General features: G+C 49.3%; 17 protein-coding genes and 1 tRNA gene. 7 read left to right on the forward strand and 11 right to left on the reverse strand.

All coding sequences use genetic code 11. The features are described 5' to 3' along the window. Positions 1-5 precede the first annotated feature (5 nt). The 3 genes from IPL17_RS23105 (at position 6) to IPL17_RS23115 (ending at position 2,619) form a co-directional block, all read left to right on the forward strand. A complete protein-coding gene (locus IPL17_RS23105) occupies positions 6-188 on the forward strand; it encodes a hypothetical protein (protein ID WP_345309450.1) in 183 nt (60 codons plus the stop codon). Next, positions 181-1,557, forward strand: coding sequence for a class I SAM-dependent methyltransferase (locus IPL17_RS23110; protein WP_345309451.1), 1,377 nt, complete (start codon positions 181-183; stop codon positions 1,555-1,557). The genes IPL17_RS23105 and IPL17_RS23110 overlap by 8 nt, the downstream gene beginning before the upstream one ends. Before the next feature lie 72 nt (positions 1,558-1,629). Then, on the forward strand, positions 1,630-2,619 hold the full coding sequence (locus IPL17_RS23115; RefSeq protein ID WP_345309452.1) for a hypothetical protein: 990 nt from the start codon (positions 1,630-1,632) through the stop codon (positions 2,617-2,619). A gap of 66 nt (positions 2,620-2,685) precedes the next feature. Here IPL17_RS23115 and greA read toward each other — a convergent pair whose 3' ends face one another. From greA to IPL17_RS23135, 4 genes are all read right to left on the reverse strand, one after another. Then, positions 2,686-3,150, reverse strand: a complete 465-nt coding sequence (greA, locus tag IPL17_RS23120; protein WP_345309453.1) for a transcription elongation factor GreA — start codon at positions 3,148-3,150, stop codon at positions 2,686-2,688. An 86-nt stretch (positions 3,151-3,236) separates the two neighbouring features. Next, complete coding sequence (locus tag IPL17_RS23125; protein WP_345309454.1) at positions 3,237-4,388, reverse strand: deoxyguanosinetriphosphate triphosphohydrolase; 1,152 nt, start codon at positions 4,386-4,388, stop codon at positions 3,237-3,239. A gap of 73 nt (positions 4,389-4,461) precedes the next feature. Continuing rightward, positions 4,462-4,545, reverse strand: a tRNA-Leu gene (locus IPL17_RS23130). A gap of 43 nt (positions 4,546-4,588) precedes the next feature. After that, positions 4,589-5,320, reverse strand: coding sequence for a metallophosphoesterase family protein (locus IPL17_RS23135; protein ID WP_345309455.1), 732 nt, complete (start codon positions 5,318-5,320; stop codon positions 4,589-4,591). A 327-nt stretch (positions 5,321-5,647) separates the two neighbouring features. On the opposite strand from IPL17_RS23135, the gene IPL17_RS23140 reads away from it, so the two are divergent. Further along, entirely contained in the window at positions 5,648-6,340 is a 693-nt protein-coding gene (locus tag IPL17_RS23140) for a DUF5666 domain-containing protein (RefSeq protein ID WP_345309456.1), read from the forward strand. 91 nt (positions 6,341-6,431) lie between these two features. Then, positions 6,432-7,952: a hypothetical protein gene (locus IPL17_RS23145; RefSeq protein WP_345309457.1), complete on the forward strand. Its 1,521-nt coding sequence runs from the start codon at positions 6,432-6,434 to the stop codon at positions 7,950-7,952. A 73-nt stretch (positions 7,953-8,025) separates the two neighbouring features. Here IPL17_RS23145 and IPL17_RS23150 read toward each other — a convergent pair whose 3' ends face one another. The 7 genes from IPL17_RS23150 to IPL17_RS23180 all read right to left on the reverse strand — a co-directional run bounded on the left by IPL17_RS23150 (position 8,026) and on the right by IPL17_RS23180 (position 12,058). Continuing rightward, positions 8,026-8,481, reverse strand: a complete 456-nt coding sequence (locus tag IPL17_RS23150) for a hypothetical protein (protein WP_345309458.1) — start codon at positions 8,479-8,481, stop codon at positions 8,026-8,028. Between the two features lie 10 nt (positions 8,482-8,491). Beyond that, positions 8,492-9,190, reverse strand: a complete 699-nt coding sequence (locus IPL17_RS23155; protein ID WP_345309459.1) for a hemolysin III family protein — start codon at positions 9,188-9,190, stop codon at positions 8,492-8,494. Positions 9,191-9,272: 82 nt separating this feature from the next. After that, positions 9,273-9,542 carry a DUF6295 family protein gene (locus IPL17_RS23160; protein ID WP_345309460.1) on the reverse strand — a complete coding sequence of 90 codons (270 nt, stop codon included), beginning with the start codon at positions 9,540-9,542 and terminating at the stop codon, positions 9,273-9,275. A gap of 9 nt (positions 9,543-9,551) precedes the next feature. Continuing rightward, positions 9,552-10,307, reverse strand: a complete 756-nt coding sequence (locus tag IPL17_RS23165) for a dienelactone hydrolase family protein (RefSeq protein ID WP_345309461.1) — start codon at positions 10,305-10,307, stop codon at positions 9,552-9,554. Between the two features lie 158 nt (positions 10,308-10,465). Continuing rightward, on the reverse strand, positions 10,466-10,855 hold the full coding sequence (locus IPL17_RS23170; RefSeq protein ID WP_345309462.1) for a hypothetical protein: 390 nt from the start codon (positions 10,853-10,855) through the stop codon (positions 10,466-10,468). A gap of 106 nt (positions 10,856-10,961) precedes the next feature. Further along, entirely contained in the window at positions 10,962-11,780 is an 819-nt protein-coding gene (locus IPL17_RS23175; protein ID WP_345309463.1) for an SDR family oxidoreductase, read from the reverse strand. Between the two features lie 11 nt (positions 11,781-11,791). Then, positions 11,792-12,058, reverse strand: a complete 267-nt coding sequence (locus IPL17_RS23180; protein WP_345309464.1) for a hypothetical protein — start codon at positions 12,056-12,058, stop codon at positions 11,792-11,794. A 100-nt stretch (positions 12,059-12,158) separates the two neighbouring features. On the opposite strand from IPL17_RS23180, the gene alaS reads away from it, so the two are divergent. Further along, positions 12,159-14,915: an alanine--tRNA ligase gene (gene alaS, locus IPL17_RS23185; protein ID WP_345309465.1), complete on the forward strand. Its 2,757-nt coding sequence runs from the start codon at positions 12,159-12,161 to the stop codon at positions 14,913-14,915. A 4-nt stretch (positions 14,916-14,919) separates the two neighbouring features. Then, the gene (locus IPL17_RS23190; protein WP_345309466.1) at positions 14,920-15,714 is read left to right on the forward strand and encodes an SDR family NAD(P)-dependent oxidoreductase; all 795 of its coding nucleotides are present in this window, start codon (positions 14,920-14,922) and stop codon (positions 15,712-15,714) included. Positions 15,715-15,822 lie beyond the last annotated feature (108 nt).

A 15,822-nucleotide genomic window follows, 5' to 3' on the forward strand; every position in this document is an offset into this window, starting at 1 on the left:
TCAATATGCATTTTTCACCACTTCCATATCTTGACCCCGGCTCCGGGAGCATCCTTATTCAGATCGCGATTGCTGCGTTGTTGGGCCTCGGCGTTGCTGTGCGTGCTTCATGGGGTAGTATAAAAAAACTTTTTGGAGTTAAACCCAAGCCTGAAGATGAAGAGGATGACAAATCGGGCGATGAGTAAAACTGGACAGCTCTCCGCTTCCTTTCGTGACCCAAGCGGGTTTCTGTTTACTGCAAATGGAATCCTGTACCGACAGATCAACCGCGTATATTCGAAAGATTATGCGCGGTTGATGGACTCTGGCTTGTACGATAAATTGGTCAAAGCTGGATTGCTGATCCCGCATGTTGAGTCAGACCAGCTTCCAGTTGAGGCGGACACGGCGTTCAAGATCATCCAGCCCGAGCGCGTTCCATTCATTTCCTATCCGTATGAGTGGTCATTCAGCCAGTTGAAAGATGCCGCGCTTGCGACATTGTCCATTCAAAAGCGGGCATTGAAACTGGATATGTCTTTGAAGGATGCCAGCGCGTACAATATTCAATTTGTGCGCGGGAAAGCGGCCTTGATCGATACGCTGTCTTTTGAGATCTATAAAGAAGGTCAGCCCTGGGCGGCGTATAAACAATTCTGCCAGCATTTTCTCGCACCGTTGGCCTTGATGAGTTATCGCGATGTGCGTCTGAGTCAGTTATTGCGGGTGTATATTGACGGTGTTCCGCTTGACCTTGCGAGCGGATTATTACCTGCGCAGACAAAATTCAATTTTGGTTTACTCACGCATATCCATATCCATGCGGGCGCACAAAAACGATATTCAGATAAAACGGTTAAGGCGCCTGCTGGCGGTATGAACAGGCAGGCTTTGACAGGTTTGATCGAAAGTCTTGAGAATACGGTCAGGAAATTATCCTGGAAACCCGCTGGCACGGAGTGGGGCGATTATTACGAAAACACGAATTACACCGACGCGGCTTTTGAGCATAAGAAACAACTCGTGAATGAATGGGCGCTTGAAAAGAAGCCTGCTTTGGTTTGGGACCTGGGCGGTAATACAGGTGTGTTCAGCCGTGAAGCCGCATCGTCGGGTGCGTTTACGGTTTCGTTCGATATTGATCCTGCCGCGGTGGAACAAAATTATCGAACAGTCAAATCGAAGAAGGAACAGAATATCCTGCCGTTGGTGCTGGACCTGACGAATCCAAGTCCCTCCATTGGCTGGAATAATGACGAACGCGATTCGTTTAACGCCCGCGGTCCCGTGGATATGGTGCTCGCGCTGGCTGTCATTCATCATCTTGCCATTTCAAATAATGTGCCTCTGCCTCAGCTCGCTTCTTTTTTTGCATCATGCTCTAAATGGCTAGTGATCGAGTTCGTTCCCAAATCCGATTCACAGGTGCGGAAATTATTGGCCTCGCGTGAGGATATTTTTCCCGAATACACCCGTGAAGGGTTTGAATCCAGGTTCTCTGCTTGTTTTAAAATTCATAAAGTTGAATCTGTGCGTGATTCTGAACGTACCCTATACCTTATGGAATCGCGGTAATTATTCTGCCATGCGGGGTAATAAGATTACGATGTATAATCAGAAAAACATAACCAGACAAAGGAGTCTCTTATGCAGTTTATAGTCGCCTTAATTAAGAAAATGCCCATCGTTCCAATTGCTTTAGGCATTGGCGGATTAATGTTGGGTTTGCTGATCGGGTGGGTGATCGCGCCGGTGAATTTTGTGGACGCTACTCCGTCCTATCTGCGTGCAGACCTGCAGGAAGATTATTTGCGTATGGCAATCGACTCTTTCCGCCTCAACCAAAGCCCGGATCTGGCCGTTCAGCGATGGCAGAATCTTGGCTTGGGCGCTCCGGCTGCATTTAATGCTGTTCAGGCGAATCCCGGCAATCAGGATCCAGCCGTGATCAATGCGTATTACGAAGTGATCACAGAAGTGCTTGCTCCCCAGGAAACTACCGGGGAGCCTTCCGCGCCATCCACTACAAAGAATACGATCATAATTTTTGCAACTGTCCTGGTGCTGGGCGTGGCGATTGCAGCGGTCTTTTATCTATATAGATTTTTGTCCAAGCGCGGCAGTGGTGAAGTGACCCCTACCATGCAATCTGTTGAGATAAGCCGTAACGCGGAGAAAACTAATTTTGAACAAATGGGGCTTGCTCCGCCGATCACGCAAACCATGACCACATATGTGCTCGGTGATGATCTGTATGATGAATCATTCAGTATTGATACACAGGCTGGCGAGTTCATGGGAGAATACGGCGTAGGCGTCTCTGAATCGATCGGAGTCGGCGAGCCGAAGAAGGTCACCGCGCTTGAATTCTGGTTGTTCGATAAGAACGACATCAAAACCGCAACAAAGGTGTTGATGTCGCAGCACGCCTATAATGACCCTGCCATCCGCGCCCGCCTTGAGCCAAAAGGTGAATTGGTGGTTGTAGCGCCGCAAGTGCAGATTTTGCTGGAGACCGCGACCCTGCAATTGCTTGCAACCGTTGTTGATCTTGAATATGGACACGGACCCTTGCCGGAGCAAAGCTACTTTGAACGGATCACATTGGAACTGGCTGTCTGGCCAAGACAGGGATAGCATAAAGATAAATAAAAAAACCGCTTCTAAACGAGGCGGTTTTTTTATGCGGCATGGATGAAAGTGCTATTCGATCTTCAAGATTTTGAACTTGATCGTTCCGCCGGGCGTTTCTGCTTCTGCAATTTCACCGACTTTTTTGTCCATCAAAGCGCGGCCGATGGGAGATTCGTAGGAGATTCTGCCGCGGCGCGGATCCGCTTCCGTGGGACCGACCAGGTGGTAAGTCTCAGGTTCTTCGTTCCCTTCCTGAATGGTCACATGAGAGCCGATGAAGATCACACCGCTGCTCTGCTTTTCTGTGATAATGGTCGCATTGCGCAGGATTGCTTCGAGTTCCTGGATGCGTCCTTCTAGAAAACCCTGATCTTCCTTGGCTTTGTGATAGTCTGCGTTTTCTGAAAGGTCGCCCATTTGAATGGCGGAGCGCAGACGTTGGGAAAGCTCTTCGCGTTTTGGCCCTTTTAATTCCTGCAATTCAGCCTGGAGTTTTTCTTCGCCTTCGGGGGTGAGATAGTTGGATTGATTCATGGTATTTGAGTCCTCTTTTGGTGTTTTATGTTTCCGTCAGATAAATGGGGAAAGACGTTCGCTCCCCTTTTTTGAAAATAAAAAAATCACGGTTTTTCAAAGGGGTTGAACAGTTTTTGATGTTCTTCAATGGCGTAGCGGTCAGTCATGCCTGCAATATAGTCACAGATCGTACGTTCAAGTCCGCGCTTTTCGATAAAGAACTGAACGTGATCTGGCAGCATGGCGGGTTCGGCGCGATAGGCGTGGAACAGGTCTGAAATGATGCGCTCTGCTTTGACCTGCATCCTGACCACGCGATAATGGCGGTACAGTTTTTTATAGAGCAGGTCTTTTAGCTCGCGATTGCGGCGCTGCATCTCTTCGCTGTAGCCGATGATATTGTGCTTTAGTTTTTGAACATCAAATGCGGTAATGACTTTACTATCCTTGATGCGCGTCTCTGTGGCTTGTAACATATCAGTGACCATCAAGCCGACCAGGTGGCGGATCATTCGATGGCGTTCCATGTCATTGAGGATTGATCCATGCCAATTGTATGTCTCGCGCAATATCTCCCATAGGGAAATGCCTTCGAGTAATGGCGGGTTGATCATTCCTGAACGCAAGCCATCGTCAAGATCGTGCGTGGTGTAGGCGAGTTCATCGGCTACGTTGGCGATCTGTGTTTCGAGATTCCCTCGCAATTCGGGGCTGTAATCACGCGCATCGGATATGTCGTATTCTGATTCGTGTTTGACCATTCCTTCGCGAACTTCCCAGGTGAGATTTAGGCCGGGGAATTCCGGGTAACGCTGTTCGAGTTCGGTGACGATGCGCAGGGACTGTTTGTTATGGTCGAAGCCGCCGTAGTCTTTCATCAATCTTGCCAGTGCGATCTCGCCGGAATGTCCGAAAGGCGAGTGACCCAGATCGTGCGCCAGGCAAATGGTCTCGACCAGGTCCTCGTTCGCGCCCAAAGCGCGCGCCAATGTCCGGCCGATCTGTGCAACTTCCAGCGTGTGGGTGAGGCGGGTGCGGAAGTAGTCGCCTTCAAAGTTAATGAAGACTTGCGTCTTGTATTCCAATCTGCGAAAGGCTGTGGTGTGCAGGATGCGGTCGCGGTCGCGCTGGAAGGAGGTGCGGTAATCTGGTTCGCTGTCCAGATAGGCGCGGCCTTTTGAGTCTTTGCTTCGCAATCCGTAGGAGGCAAGACTTTTATCTTCGACTTCTTCGAGTTGTTGGCGATTAAAGAACATAGCTGCCTTGTAGACAAAATTGTCATTGCGCCCTTAGAAAATTCTCAGGTTCTACGCAATGACATATTTTTTGTGGGGCGAGAGGGGGTCGAACCCTCACAGTATCACTACCGACGGATTTTAAGTCCGTTGCGTCTGCCGATTCCGCCATCGCCCCAGCAACTTCAATTCTACTATAATTTTTAAATTTATTTTGGTTATTAAGAATATTGTTTCAGCCACCACGCTTTTCCGGGAAGTTTGCTTTCAGCTATTTGTTTGAGCAGTTCCGCTGTGTTAAAGTAAATGCGGCGGAGATCCACGTCAAGGGTGTTTCCATTCTCGCTTATGATCGTGTATTCAGCCCATGGCAGCAGACTTGGAATGATACCGGGCGTGTACGCGAATTTGAATGCATTTCCAACGCTCCCTGAGTTGAGGATTAGTTTTTCTCCATACCGGCGGTACATCTGGATGTGGGAATGTCCGCCGATAAAGACCGTGGCATCCTGTCCTTCAAAGTATTTATCCAGAAGTTCGGGGTTTGTAGTTGCCTGAATAATGTCGACCGGCGAGAGAGGTGATCCGTGAAAGAAAAGCACTTTTACGTTATTCGGCAGGGTCAGCTCATAAGTGGATTTAAAACCGTCGATCCAATCCAGGTCTTCTTCTGTCAGGCGTTCTCTGCACCAATGCAGGTCGGGGAGAAGGTACTCTGTGATCTCGAATTTCGCGGCCAGCTCCGGGTGAACGACCGCCGCATCATGATTCCCTTTAATGGTAACGCAGTGCAGATCTCGTAAAGTATTGATTACTTCTTTGGGGTGCGGTCCAAGTGTTACGGTGTCGCCGAGGCAGATGATATCGTCAACATTTTGAGACTTAATATCTTCAAGGACCGCCTGGAATGCAGTGAGGTTGCCATGAATATCCGAAATAATTGCAATGCGCATGTTTTAACCTTTTCGAAAAGTGAAGTCTCAAAGCCTCTTGGATTTTTTGCCTTGCTGTTTACAAGGGAGCATATCCATGATTTTATGGGATTTTTTGAGATACACCAATTGTACACGAATGTATTAATGTTATTCGCAAAACTAACATTAATGAAACTTTTGGGTGATAGTTGATTTAACGCCTTTGCCTTTGGACACATATTGCGGAGCGGTCTGATTGGGGGATTATTTGCTCATGAGCTTTCAATTTTGTTTGTTATACCCATAACTTTTTGTTTTTACCTGCGACTATTAGGATGAAACATATCTTATCCTAAGAGGTGAAAAATGAAAAAAGTTACTCGTTATGCACTAATTGTTTTTGTTCTTGCAAGCATGCTGTTGGGAGCGTGCGCCGCTGCGCCAGTAACTGGCGCCAGCAAGGTTGAGTCTGCATCCGTTGCTTTTACTGGTACGATAGATGGCATCAGTGGAAGTCAATGGATTGTGAATGGACAGCCGATCACAGTTGAACCTTCGGTTATTAGGGATGGCCCGTTTAGCGTTGGTGATCTGGTCAAAGTCGAAGTAGATGTCAACCAGGATGGATCGATCACCGTAACCCGCGTTGAAACGCCATCTTCAGCCGATCTGTCTGATCTGCCTTCGCTGGGTGATGATAATTCCAATGGAAACACAAATGATGACAGTTCTAATGTCAATTCCAATGCGAATACCAACGATGATAATTCCAATGCCAGCAACTCGAATGATGACAATTCCAATGTCGGCAACTCGAATGATGACAATTCCAATGCCGGCAACTCGAATGATGACAATTCCAATGTCGGCAACTCGAACGATGACAATTCCAATGCCAGCAACTCGAACGACGCCAACTCCAATGATGATGACTCGAATGATGATAATTCCAATGCTGGCGGCTCGGACGATGACAATTCGAATGACGGCAACTCCAACGGCGCTGGTAATGATAATGGCGGTGGCGGGAACGACAACGGCGGCAATACCAACGGCTAAGCTTTATTGTTACGCTGGTTAGCAACAAACAGCTCGTCTGGAGGATATCAAAATTCCAGGCGAGCTGATCTTTTCCTAGAAGGAAGCCCTAATGCAAAAACGCGCCCTCGCAAATTTTTCACCCTTGATATTATTTCTTGTGTTCTTTGTTGGAATGGCTGTAATTCAATTTGCGTCACCAGACATGCCTGATAACGACGGCTTTTATCATATTAAGCTCGCCTATTTGATGCGTACAGAGGGGGTAAAGCCCGATTTCCCTTACCTGCCATTGAGCATCCTGAATCCGGAAGAATTTTATGACCATCACTTTCTTTTTCATGTCGCGTTGATCCCCTTTACATTTGGAGAGTTGAGGATTGGGGCCAAATGGGCGGCTGTCATTTTCTCTGCGCTGGCTTTTTTTGCGATCTGGTATTTATTCCACCGGCAGCGTGTTCCATTTTCCTGGCTGTGGGCGCTTGCTTTGCTCGGAATATCCGATGCGTTTCTCTACCGCATGAGCATCACCCGCGCGCAATCCCTCTCGCTTGGCGTGCTTGCGCTTGGGTTTCTGTGGCTGTTGGAAGGCAGATATTGGCGGCTCGCCATGCTCTCCTTTATATATGTTTGGCTGTATGACGCATTTCCTTTGTTGATCGCCCTTGGCGTTTTGCATTTGGTTGCCGTGGCTTTGATTGAACGCCGTCTTGAAACCAGACCTTTGATTTTTATCGGCGCCGGTATTCTTCTTGGAATGTTGATCAATCCGTATTTCCCTGTGAACATTTCCTTTTCCATTCAGCACATGCTGCCGAAACTGACCGATGCAACCTCTGTGAGGGTGGGCAATGAATGGTATCCCTATGACACGGGACAACTGCTTGATAATTCCCTGCCGTCTCTCATTGCTTTTGCGAGCGGCATATTGGCATTGGGAATCTCAGGTCGGAAAATGGATGTCCGCACTGCGATGGGACTGCTTGCAGCGCTTCTGTTTGGATTGATGCTTTTTCAAGCCCGCCGTTTTGTGGAATATTTCCCGCCATTTGCTTTGATCTTTGCTGTGTTTGCTTGGGCGCCTTTACTTGCGGACCTAAAACCAGTCGATCTGCCTCAGGACGAAACTGATTCTCCCCGAGTTGCATCTCCGTATCTGCTGGATTTGCGTTCCATCCTGCCTGCGGTGGTAATCCTTGTCTTTGTTTTTGCGGGCGCTTTTATGTCCATTCCAGCCGCTCAGGAGAGCATTCAAAATTCCAAGGACTATGAACTATATGCTGGAGCTTCAGAATGGCTTGTGGAAAATACCCCAGCCGGCTCACGCGTCTTCCAGACCGATTGGGATGACTTCCCGCGCCTGTTTTACTACAATACCCATAACACTTACCTGGCCGGCCTTGATCCGACTTACATGCAATTATATGACTCGGCTCTCTACGACCTGTGGGTGGATATTACCCACGGTGATGTGGAAGGATCATCGAAAATTGTTGCCTTAGATTTCGGCGCGGGCTATGTACACACAGACTTAAACCATGAAGATTTTCTAGATCAGGCTGCGCAAGACCCTGGCTATAAGGAAGTCTATCGTGATGATCAGGCCGTGATCTTCGAAGTGATTACCCCATAACAAATTTCTGCGAAGTTTTTCATGATGGCGAACAGAAAAAATGATGACGTTTTATCGCCATCATTTTTTCTGCTTAAGGTCTGTTGATCCTGATCTCGAGCGTATTTAATATTACTTCGAGCTTATCCCCATACCTGACCCCTTGAATTTCATTGGCGACCACTTCAATCAATGAAGGATTTTGAAAGTGCGTCTTCTTCGTCTCTGGGTGCGGAAAATAAACCCAGCCTTCGTATTCTGTTCCCTCAAAAATAACTCTACAGCGTGAGAAAGAAAATGTTTCGGGCGGATGCAGATCAGTCCACTCGACCAGCGGAAACGTAAGCTCAGGTTTGGCTACTTCGAATTCCAACGGCGCAATCGAAATGTTCAGAGTTCCATTAAAGTAAGGCGACAGGTCGAGACCGAGTTCTTTGAAGTATGGCTTTTGCTTTTCAAGTGAACTGTATGGATATGCTTTGGATGGCCGCGAAGCGACTTGATGTCCCTGCATAAGGATGCCTGTGATCTGAGTCCATGAAGTGTTCATATCGGATATTTCATTTTGTTGGATACGGCAGGACATAAAACAACATCACTAAAAACATGAACGTGTTGCCCGCCAGAACGCAGACATGCCAGATCTCATGGTTTCCAAAATATGGCGGGAACGGATTCGGTTTCCCGTTCGCAAAGATCAATGCGCCGACGGTGTAGAACAGTCCACCCGCAATGAGCAGGGACATGGCTCCCATGCCTAGTTCTGAATAAATGGGACCGATCAGAAAGACGATGATCCAGCCCATGAGCAGGAAGCTGATGTTGGACATCAAGACAGAAATTTTTGTGAAGAAAATGGATTTGATAGTGATAAAGAAAACTGCCAGACTCCAAATGATCCCGAACAGCACCCAGCCAGTTGCTCCGCTGAAAATGGTCAGGCAGAAGGGAGTGTACGTCCCAGCGATGAGGATGTAGATGGCGTTATGGTCGAGAATACCGAAGACTCGCAGGTATTTGCCGAAAAGTAAAAAGAAATGTAAAAGGCAACTGAATAGAAAGGACAGGAACAGGCTTGTCCCATAGATTGCGAAGCCGATGATGTGCGCAGGCTTGTTGGCAATTGCCGCCAATGTAACCAGAACCGCCAGTGCTGAAATGGACAGGATCGCCCCAACCAAATGGCTGATGGAATTGAAATATTCGTTGCTGTCCGGTGCGGAGATCAATGGGTCAAGAGATGGTTTTTGGAGTGACATGAGCGCGAGTATATCTTATCCTTTGCTGGATAACGGCCTTTCTTGACATGGATTCACCGAAACAGTAACCTTCCAAAGGATTTTATTTCGCTAGGTGACCACCCGCCTCTGCCTGGTCGAGGACGGCCAGAATGGTGCGGACCAATTCGCGCGCGGCAGATTCGCTCAACTCCACAGCCACGCGCGCGGATGGTCCATGCGACTCATTTACAAAATCAATATTTAAGGCGTGTTCGTATGGGGCATTGAAAGGGTGGTCATAGGACACATTTGCTTGTTGCAAGGTGAACCAGCCGCTATTGCCTTTTCCACTGCCATTTATTTTAACTTTTTCAACGATCATTGTACACATGCAGTGCTCCTATGCCAGATACTTTTCAAGAAAGGCAAAAACTTTTTGCCAGCCGTCTACGGCTTGCGCCTGGCGGTAATTCGGGCGGTCATAATAGAAAAATCCATGACCTGCATTTGGGTACATGTGGAATTCGTAATTCTTTTCATATTTCTTGAGTTCTTCTTCGTGCAGTCTGACCTGTTCAGGAGTCGGGCTGGAATCCTCTTCGCCAAATAATCCCAAAATGGGGCAGGACAGCTGACGGGTATAGTCCAGAGGCGGGACCGGGAATTTATCGGTTAATTGCTCGGGAGTCATCACCACACGGCCGCCCCAGCAGTCCACTACGGCATCAAATCCAGGGATGCGGCAGGCGGTGAGATAGGCGTGGCGTCCGCCGGAGCATGTCCCGAAAATGCCGACTTTTCCATTGACATCAGACTGTGCACGCAAATGTTTCATTGCCCCTGCGAGATCACCGACAGCCTGATTGTCTGATACACCGCCATCTGCGCGGACCTTTGCTGCAACATCTTCGGGGGTTCCGTGCCCCGAGCGGAAATAAAGATTCGGAGAGATGGTCACGTAGCCATGCTGCGCTAATTTAAATGTCGCTTCGCGATACCATTGATCCCAGCCGGGCATGTGATGCGCCAGCACCATCGCGGGGAAGGGACCTTTTCCCAATGGGCGCGCCATATAAGCGTTGATCGAATTGCCATTCGCGCCCGTCATCGTGACGGTTTCGGCCAAAACGCCTTCGTACATATCGGTTGTGTACATATAAAGTCTCCTTGATTACTTGGCTTTCCTTATTATATGCAATCCCCCAGCGAAATCCCATGATTTGGTACACAAAATATCAATCAGAATACTGCTGCATGCGAAGAGCAGCTTCTGATTGATCTAGGGTTGCCTATAATATTTTCAGACGGGAACTATCACTCGGATTGAACCATGTCGTACTCAACCTGTGGGAGTGCCAGCGCTTCATTCCATGTCTTCATATACTCATCAGCCAGCTCTGATTTGTAGAATTCATGCAGGATGCTGCTGATATCGTAAATACCATCGTGTACCACGGGGTCCATCAGGAAGGCGTAAGTATAGGTGCCGTCAGCGTTAGACTTCGTGGGATGTAAAACACGGACCTGGTTATACGTTTCGGGGTGGATATGGGCTATGGCTGGCATCAGGATGGAATGTAGAAAATATTCAAAGGCACCACATTTTTCAGCTCGAACGTGATTTAGCACTACCCAGACATCCTGCCCCTGGTGAGCGCGGATATCTTCACGCTCTCTGGAGTCTACATAGGATTTATATGACATGGATTTCTCCTTTCATTAAATTGCTTTAAACTCACTATAGCACGACAAAAGGCGAAATTCAACAAGGCGCGGACGATTATTAACTCTTATAGTACGGCCTCTTCGCTTAGTTCCCATAATTTTGCGGCATCGCTGTCGTTGACAAAACCTTTGTCCAGCGAACCTTTCGCTTTGTCCAATATTTTCCGTTACTGTTTCTCGCGGATGGATCTTCGGCCAGGAATACGCCTGTATCTGCGCCTGCTTGCGGGTCAAGCATGAACAGGGAACGAAATAACCCGCCTGGGATGAAACCCTTCTGCTTTTCTTCTCCGCGCTGCCTGCCGAAATCGGTGCTGACCAGGCCTGGGTGAAAACAATGCGCTGTGACACCTTTTGCGTTAACGCGCCGCGCCAGTTCGCGTGTGAATAAAATGTTCGCGAGCTTGCTCTTGCTGTAGGCTTTGAAGGAACTGTATTTGCTTTTTTCGTCCATCCAATCGTCCCAGTTGAAGCGTCCCATTTGATAGGCTCCTGAACTGGTGGTGATGATTCGGCCTTGAGTCTGCTCGATGAGCGGAAGCAGTTCACGGGTCAGCACGAACGGGGCGAGGTGGTTGATCGCCATCGTCATTTCCCATCCATCCACGCTGACCTTTCGCTCGTCCATCAACAAACCTGCGTTATTCCAGAGGACATCCAATGTGTTGGTTTGCGCTTTGACCTGTTCCGCAAGTGACCTGACTTCAGCCATCGCAGAAACATCTCCAGTGACCAGCGAAAAATCAGCGTTCGGTGCGTTTTGTTTCAACTCATCCAAAACGGGATTTCCGCGTGCCTCTGAACGCGCATGGACAAAAACCTTCCAGCCGCGGCGCCCCAATTCCAACGCGCCCGCCTTGCCAATGCCCGTGGTCGCGCCTGTGATCAAAATTATTTTACTCATTTCCATTCCTTTTATGCTTTGATGTGTGCAGGATATGGATTGTACGTGAAGTTATATTCTTTCCCCGATGCCTGATAGGTTTGTGAGAGGTTTAATTTCCTCCCTCCCCAAAATTCAATGTGACCTGTATAATCCCAGCCATGAAACGAAACCTCAAGCACGCTGCAGCAACTCAAGCCGCCGCTACAAGCGCGCGTTACTGAAACCTGCCACGGCTTGAGATGGATGAAGAAATCCAGTCCCGAAACCAACAGGTTCGGGACTTTTCTTTTCCCCACGACCTTTTACCTTCGACTTTAGACTTTCATAATTCATCATTCTGTATTCCTAATTCATCATTTATAATTCGCCAGCCATTTCAAATTTTCGGAGCCACTCATGAGCAAAAAACTAACAGGCAACCAGATCCGCCAGGACTTCATTGATTTCTTCGTCGAGCACGGACATACCGCCGTGCCGTCCATGTCACTCGTCCCGGGTGGAGATGCTACGCTTCTCTTCACAAACTCGGGCATGGTGCAGTTCAAAGATGTTTTCATCGGCACTGACACAAAACCTTACAAACGCGCCGTCGACTCGCAGAAGTGTATGCGCGTGGCAGGCAAGCACAACGATCTCGAAGATGTAGGCCGCGACGATACACATCACACCTTCTTTGAAATGCTCGGCAACTGGTCGTTTGGCGATTACTACAAAAAGGAAGCCATCGCCTGGTCATGGCAACTGCTGACCGAAGTCTGGGGTCTGCCCAAGGATAAACTCTACGCCACCTGTTTCAAAGACGACAAAGGCAACGTCCCACAGGATGACGAAGCCGCCGACATCTGGAAGGAACAGCCTGGCTTCGAACCGTCGCATGTTCTCTTCTTCGGGCGCAAGGAAAACTTCTGGCAGATGGCCGAGTTCGGTCCATGCGGTCCCTGCTCCGAAATTCACATTGACCTCGGCGAAGAGCGCGACAACCTGCACGGCACAGATCACGTCTGCGGCGTCAACGGCGACTGCACGCGCTTCCTCGAACTCTGGAACAACGTTTTTATTCAATACAACCTTTTCGAAGACGGCCGCCTCGAACCATTGCCCGCCAAGCACGTTGACACAGGCATGGGCTTCGAGCGCATCGTCTCCGTTCTGCAAGGCGTTGACTCCAACTACAAGACCGACCTCTTCACTGGCTCACTCGAAGTGCTGCGCTCGCTCACGGGCCACACCGAAAAAGACATGCTCGCAAACTTCACGCCTTATCGCGTCATCTGTGATCATGTCCGCTCCGCCGCATTCCTCATCGCTGATGGCGTCGTCCCTGGTAACGCGGGCCGCAACTACGTCACCCGCATGATCATCCGCCGCGGCGCACGGTTTGGAACGAAGATCGGACTCACCGAACCCTTCCTCGCAAAAGTTGCCGAAGCGGTGATCGCAGAATACGGCGATTTTTATCCCGAAATGGAAAAGAACAAGGCGACCATTTTAGATAACTTGACTCGAGAGGAAGTCCGCTTCGCTCGTACCGTTGAAGCTGGTACTGCTCACTTGCAGAATCACCTCGACGAGATTCGCGCATCAAACAAAACCTCCCTCGATGGACACATCGCCTTCGACTTGTATGCGACCTACGGCTTGCCCTTCGAGATCAGCCGTGACATCGCCCGTGAGCAAGGACTGGACATCGACGAAGCAGGTTTCACTGAAGCCAAGAACGAACACAGCAAAGCCTCTGGCGGTGGCAAAGCCATGGGTAAACTCGGCGGCGAAGATTCTGAATACTTTGCCAACATCTTCAAAGACCTGCAAGCCAAAGGCAAACTCAGCGCCTCTGGCGTTGAATATGACCCATACAACAGTCCGCGTGTGGAAGGTGAAGTTCTCGCTTTGGTGGTCAACGGCGAATCAGTCTCCTCTGCTTCTCTCGATGATGTAGTCGAGGTCATCCTGCCCAAGACAGGTTTCTACATTGAGTCTGGTGGTCAGGTGGGTGACGAAGGCTATATCCGCTTTTCACCCTCTCCCTCTGGGAGAGGGCAGGGTGAGGGCTGGGAGATCGAAATCACTTCCGTCCGCCGTGCTGCTGCTGCAACCATCACCCACATCGGACAGGTCATCTCTGGTCAGCCTAAAGTGGGCGACAAGGCTGTTGCCGAAGTGGATATCACCCGTCGTCACAACATCATGCGCAATCACACCGCCACGCATTTATTACACAAGGCATTGCATGAAATCCTTGGCGACCATGCCCGTCAGGCAGGTTCGCTCGTCTCCCCCAAATATCTGCGCTTCGACTTCACCCAACCCGACGGCATGACCCCCGAACAGATCGAGCGCGTCGAGAAGATGGTCAACGAAGCCATTTCCGCGGATATGCCTGTGGTCAAAGTGACCAAGTCCCTCGATGAAGCCAAGAAGGAAGGCGCGATGGCGCTCTTCGGCGAAAAATACGGCGAGATCGTCAGAACAGTCTCCATTCTGGACTCGGACAGCTTGCTGTCCGAAAAGACAGAATCCAAATATTCCTTCGAACTCTGCGGTGGCACACACATTGACCGCACATCTGACATCGGCGCATTCATCATCGTCAGCGAAGGTTCGGCTGCGGCAGGTATTCGCCGTATCGAAGCAGTCACAGGCCGTGGCGCGTATGAACTCATCAACAAGCGCTTCAAGACTCTCAAGCAAACTGCGGGCTCTTTGAAATCCTCTGTGGAAGAAGTGCCTGCAAAAGTAGATGCGTTGCAGGATGAAGTTTCTGAACTCAAGAAGGAACTCGCCAACCTCCGCGCGCAATCTGCTCTTACAACCTTCAACCTGCAACTTGCCAACGTTCAAACAGTCAAAGACGTAAACGTGCTTGCGGTTGAAATCCCTGACGCAAACGTGGATACCCTCCGTATGCTCGCCGACAGGTTCCGCGAGAAGTATCCCAAAGCGGGAGCGGCTGTCCTCGTAACGGGAACAACTGTTATCGCAGTGGTGACCGAAGACCTTGTCAAGCGTGGACTCAAGGCTGGCGATCTCATCACAGGCATCGGCGGCAAAGGCGGCGGACGTCCCAATCTTGCGCAGGGAAGTCTGCCTGAAGGCAATGTTACTGATGCGCTGAACAAAGTCGCGAAGTCAGTCGAAGAGAAGTTGAAATAACAACATGATGGATTTCAAATCCAAGTACGGTTCTTATGCGCTGATCACTGGTTCTGCCAGTGGGATCGGATTTGCCTTTGCGGAGATCCTTGCCCAGCGCGGAGTGAATCCGATCATATTGGATATCAATGCTGAAGGCGCGCATCATGCCGCGAAGGCGATGATAGAAAAATATAAAGTGGATGCGCGTGCATTGGTTCTGGATCTGTCCAAGCCCGATTTTATGCGGCATATTACCGAAGCAGTCAAAACATTGGATGTTGGTCTGGTCATTCATAGCGCGGCTGTCAGTGTTGTTGGAGATTATCTTGATCTGCCGCTTGAACAGCACCGCGCTCTTGTAAGTGTGAACGTCACTGCCAGTATGGAATTGGCTTATTATTTCGGAGAGCAGTTCAAGGCACGGAAAAAAGGCGGGATCATTCTCGTTTCATCTGCTTCCGCCTTGCAGGGATCCGCGCTTGTGCAGCATTATGCCGCGTCAAAGGCTTACATCCTCATTCTCGCCGAGGGACTTTGGTATGAACTCCGTTCACACGGCGTGGATGTTTTGGGATTGATGCCCGGGTCCACGGAAACCCCGGCCATCCATGTTGGTGACCCGGATTTGAGCGGATCATACATCATGCCTGCCGATGAAGTGGCGCGCGAGGCATTGGATGCGCTGGGTAAACAGCCAAGCCTGATCTCCGGTGCGCGCAACCGCCGTGACTTCTTTCTCCTGACGAGATTATTCTCGCGTAAACGCGCAATTGAAATTGTAGGAAATCGGTTGATGAAAATGTACCGCGGTAAATAAAAATATTAATCTGAAGTGATCCTGGCTATGATCGCGCCAAAGCCATTCAATCGAATGGCTTTATTTTTTATTTCATCTTCAGCGTTCAGTTTAAAGATACATTCCGAG

The sequence above is a fragment of the Candidatus Villigracilis saccharophilus genome, from assembly GCF_016711665.1.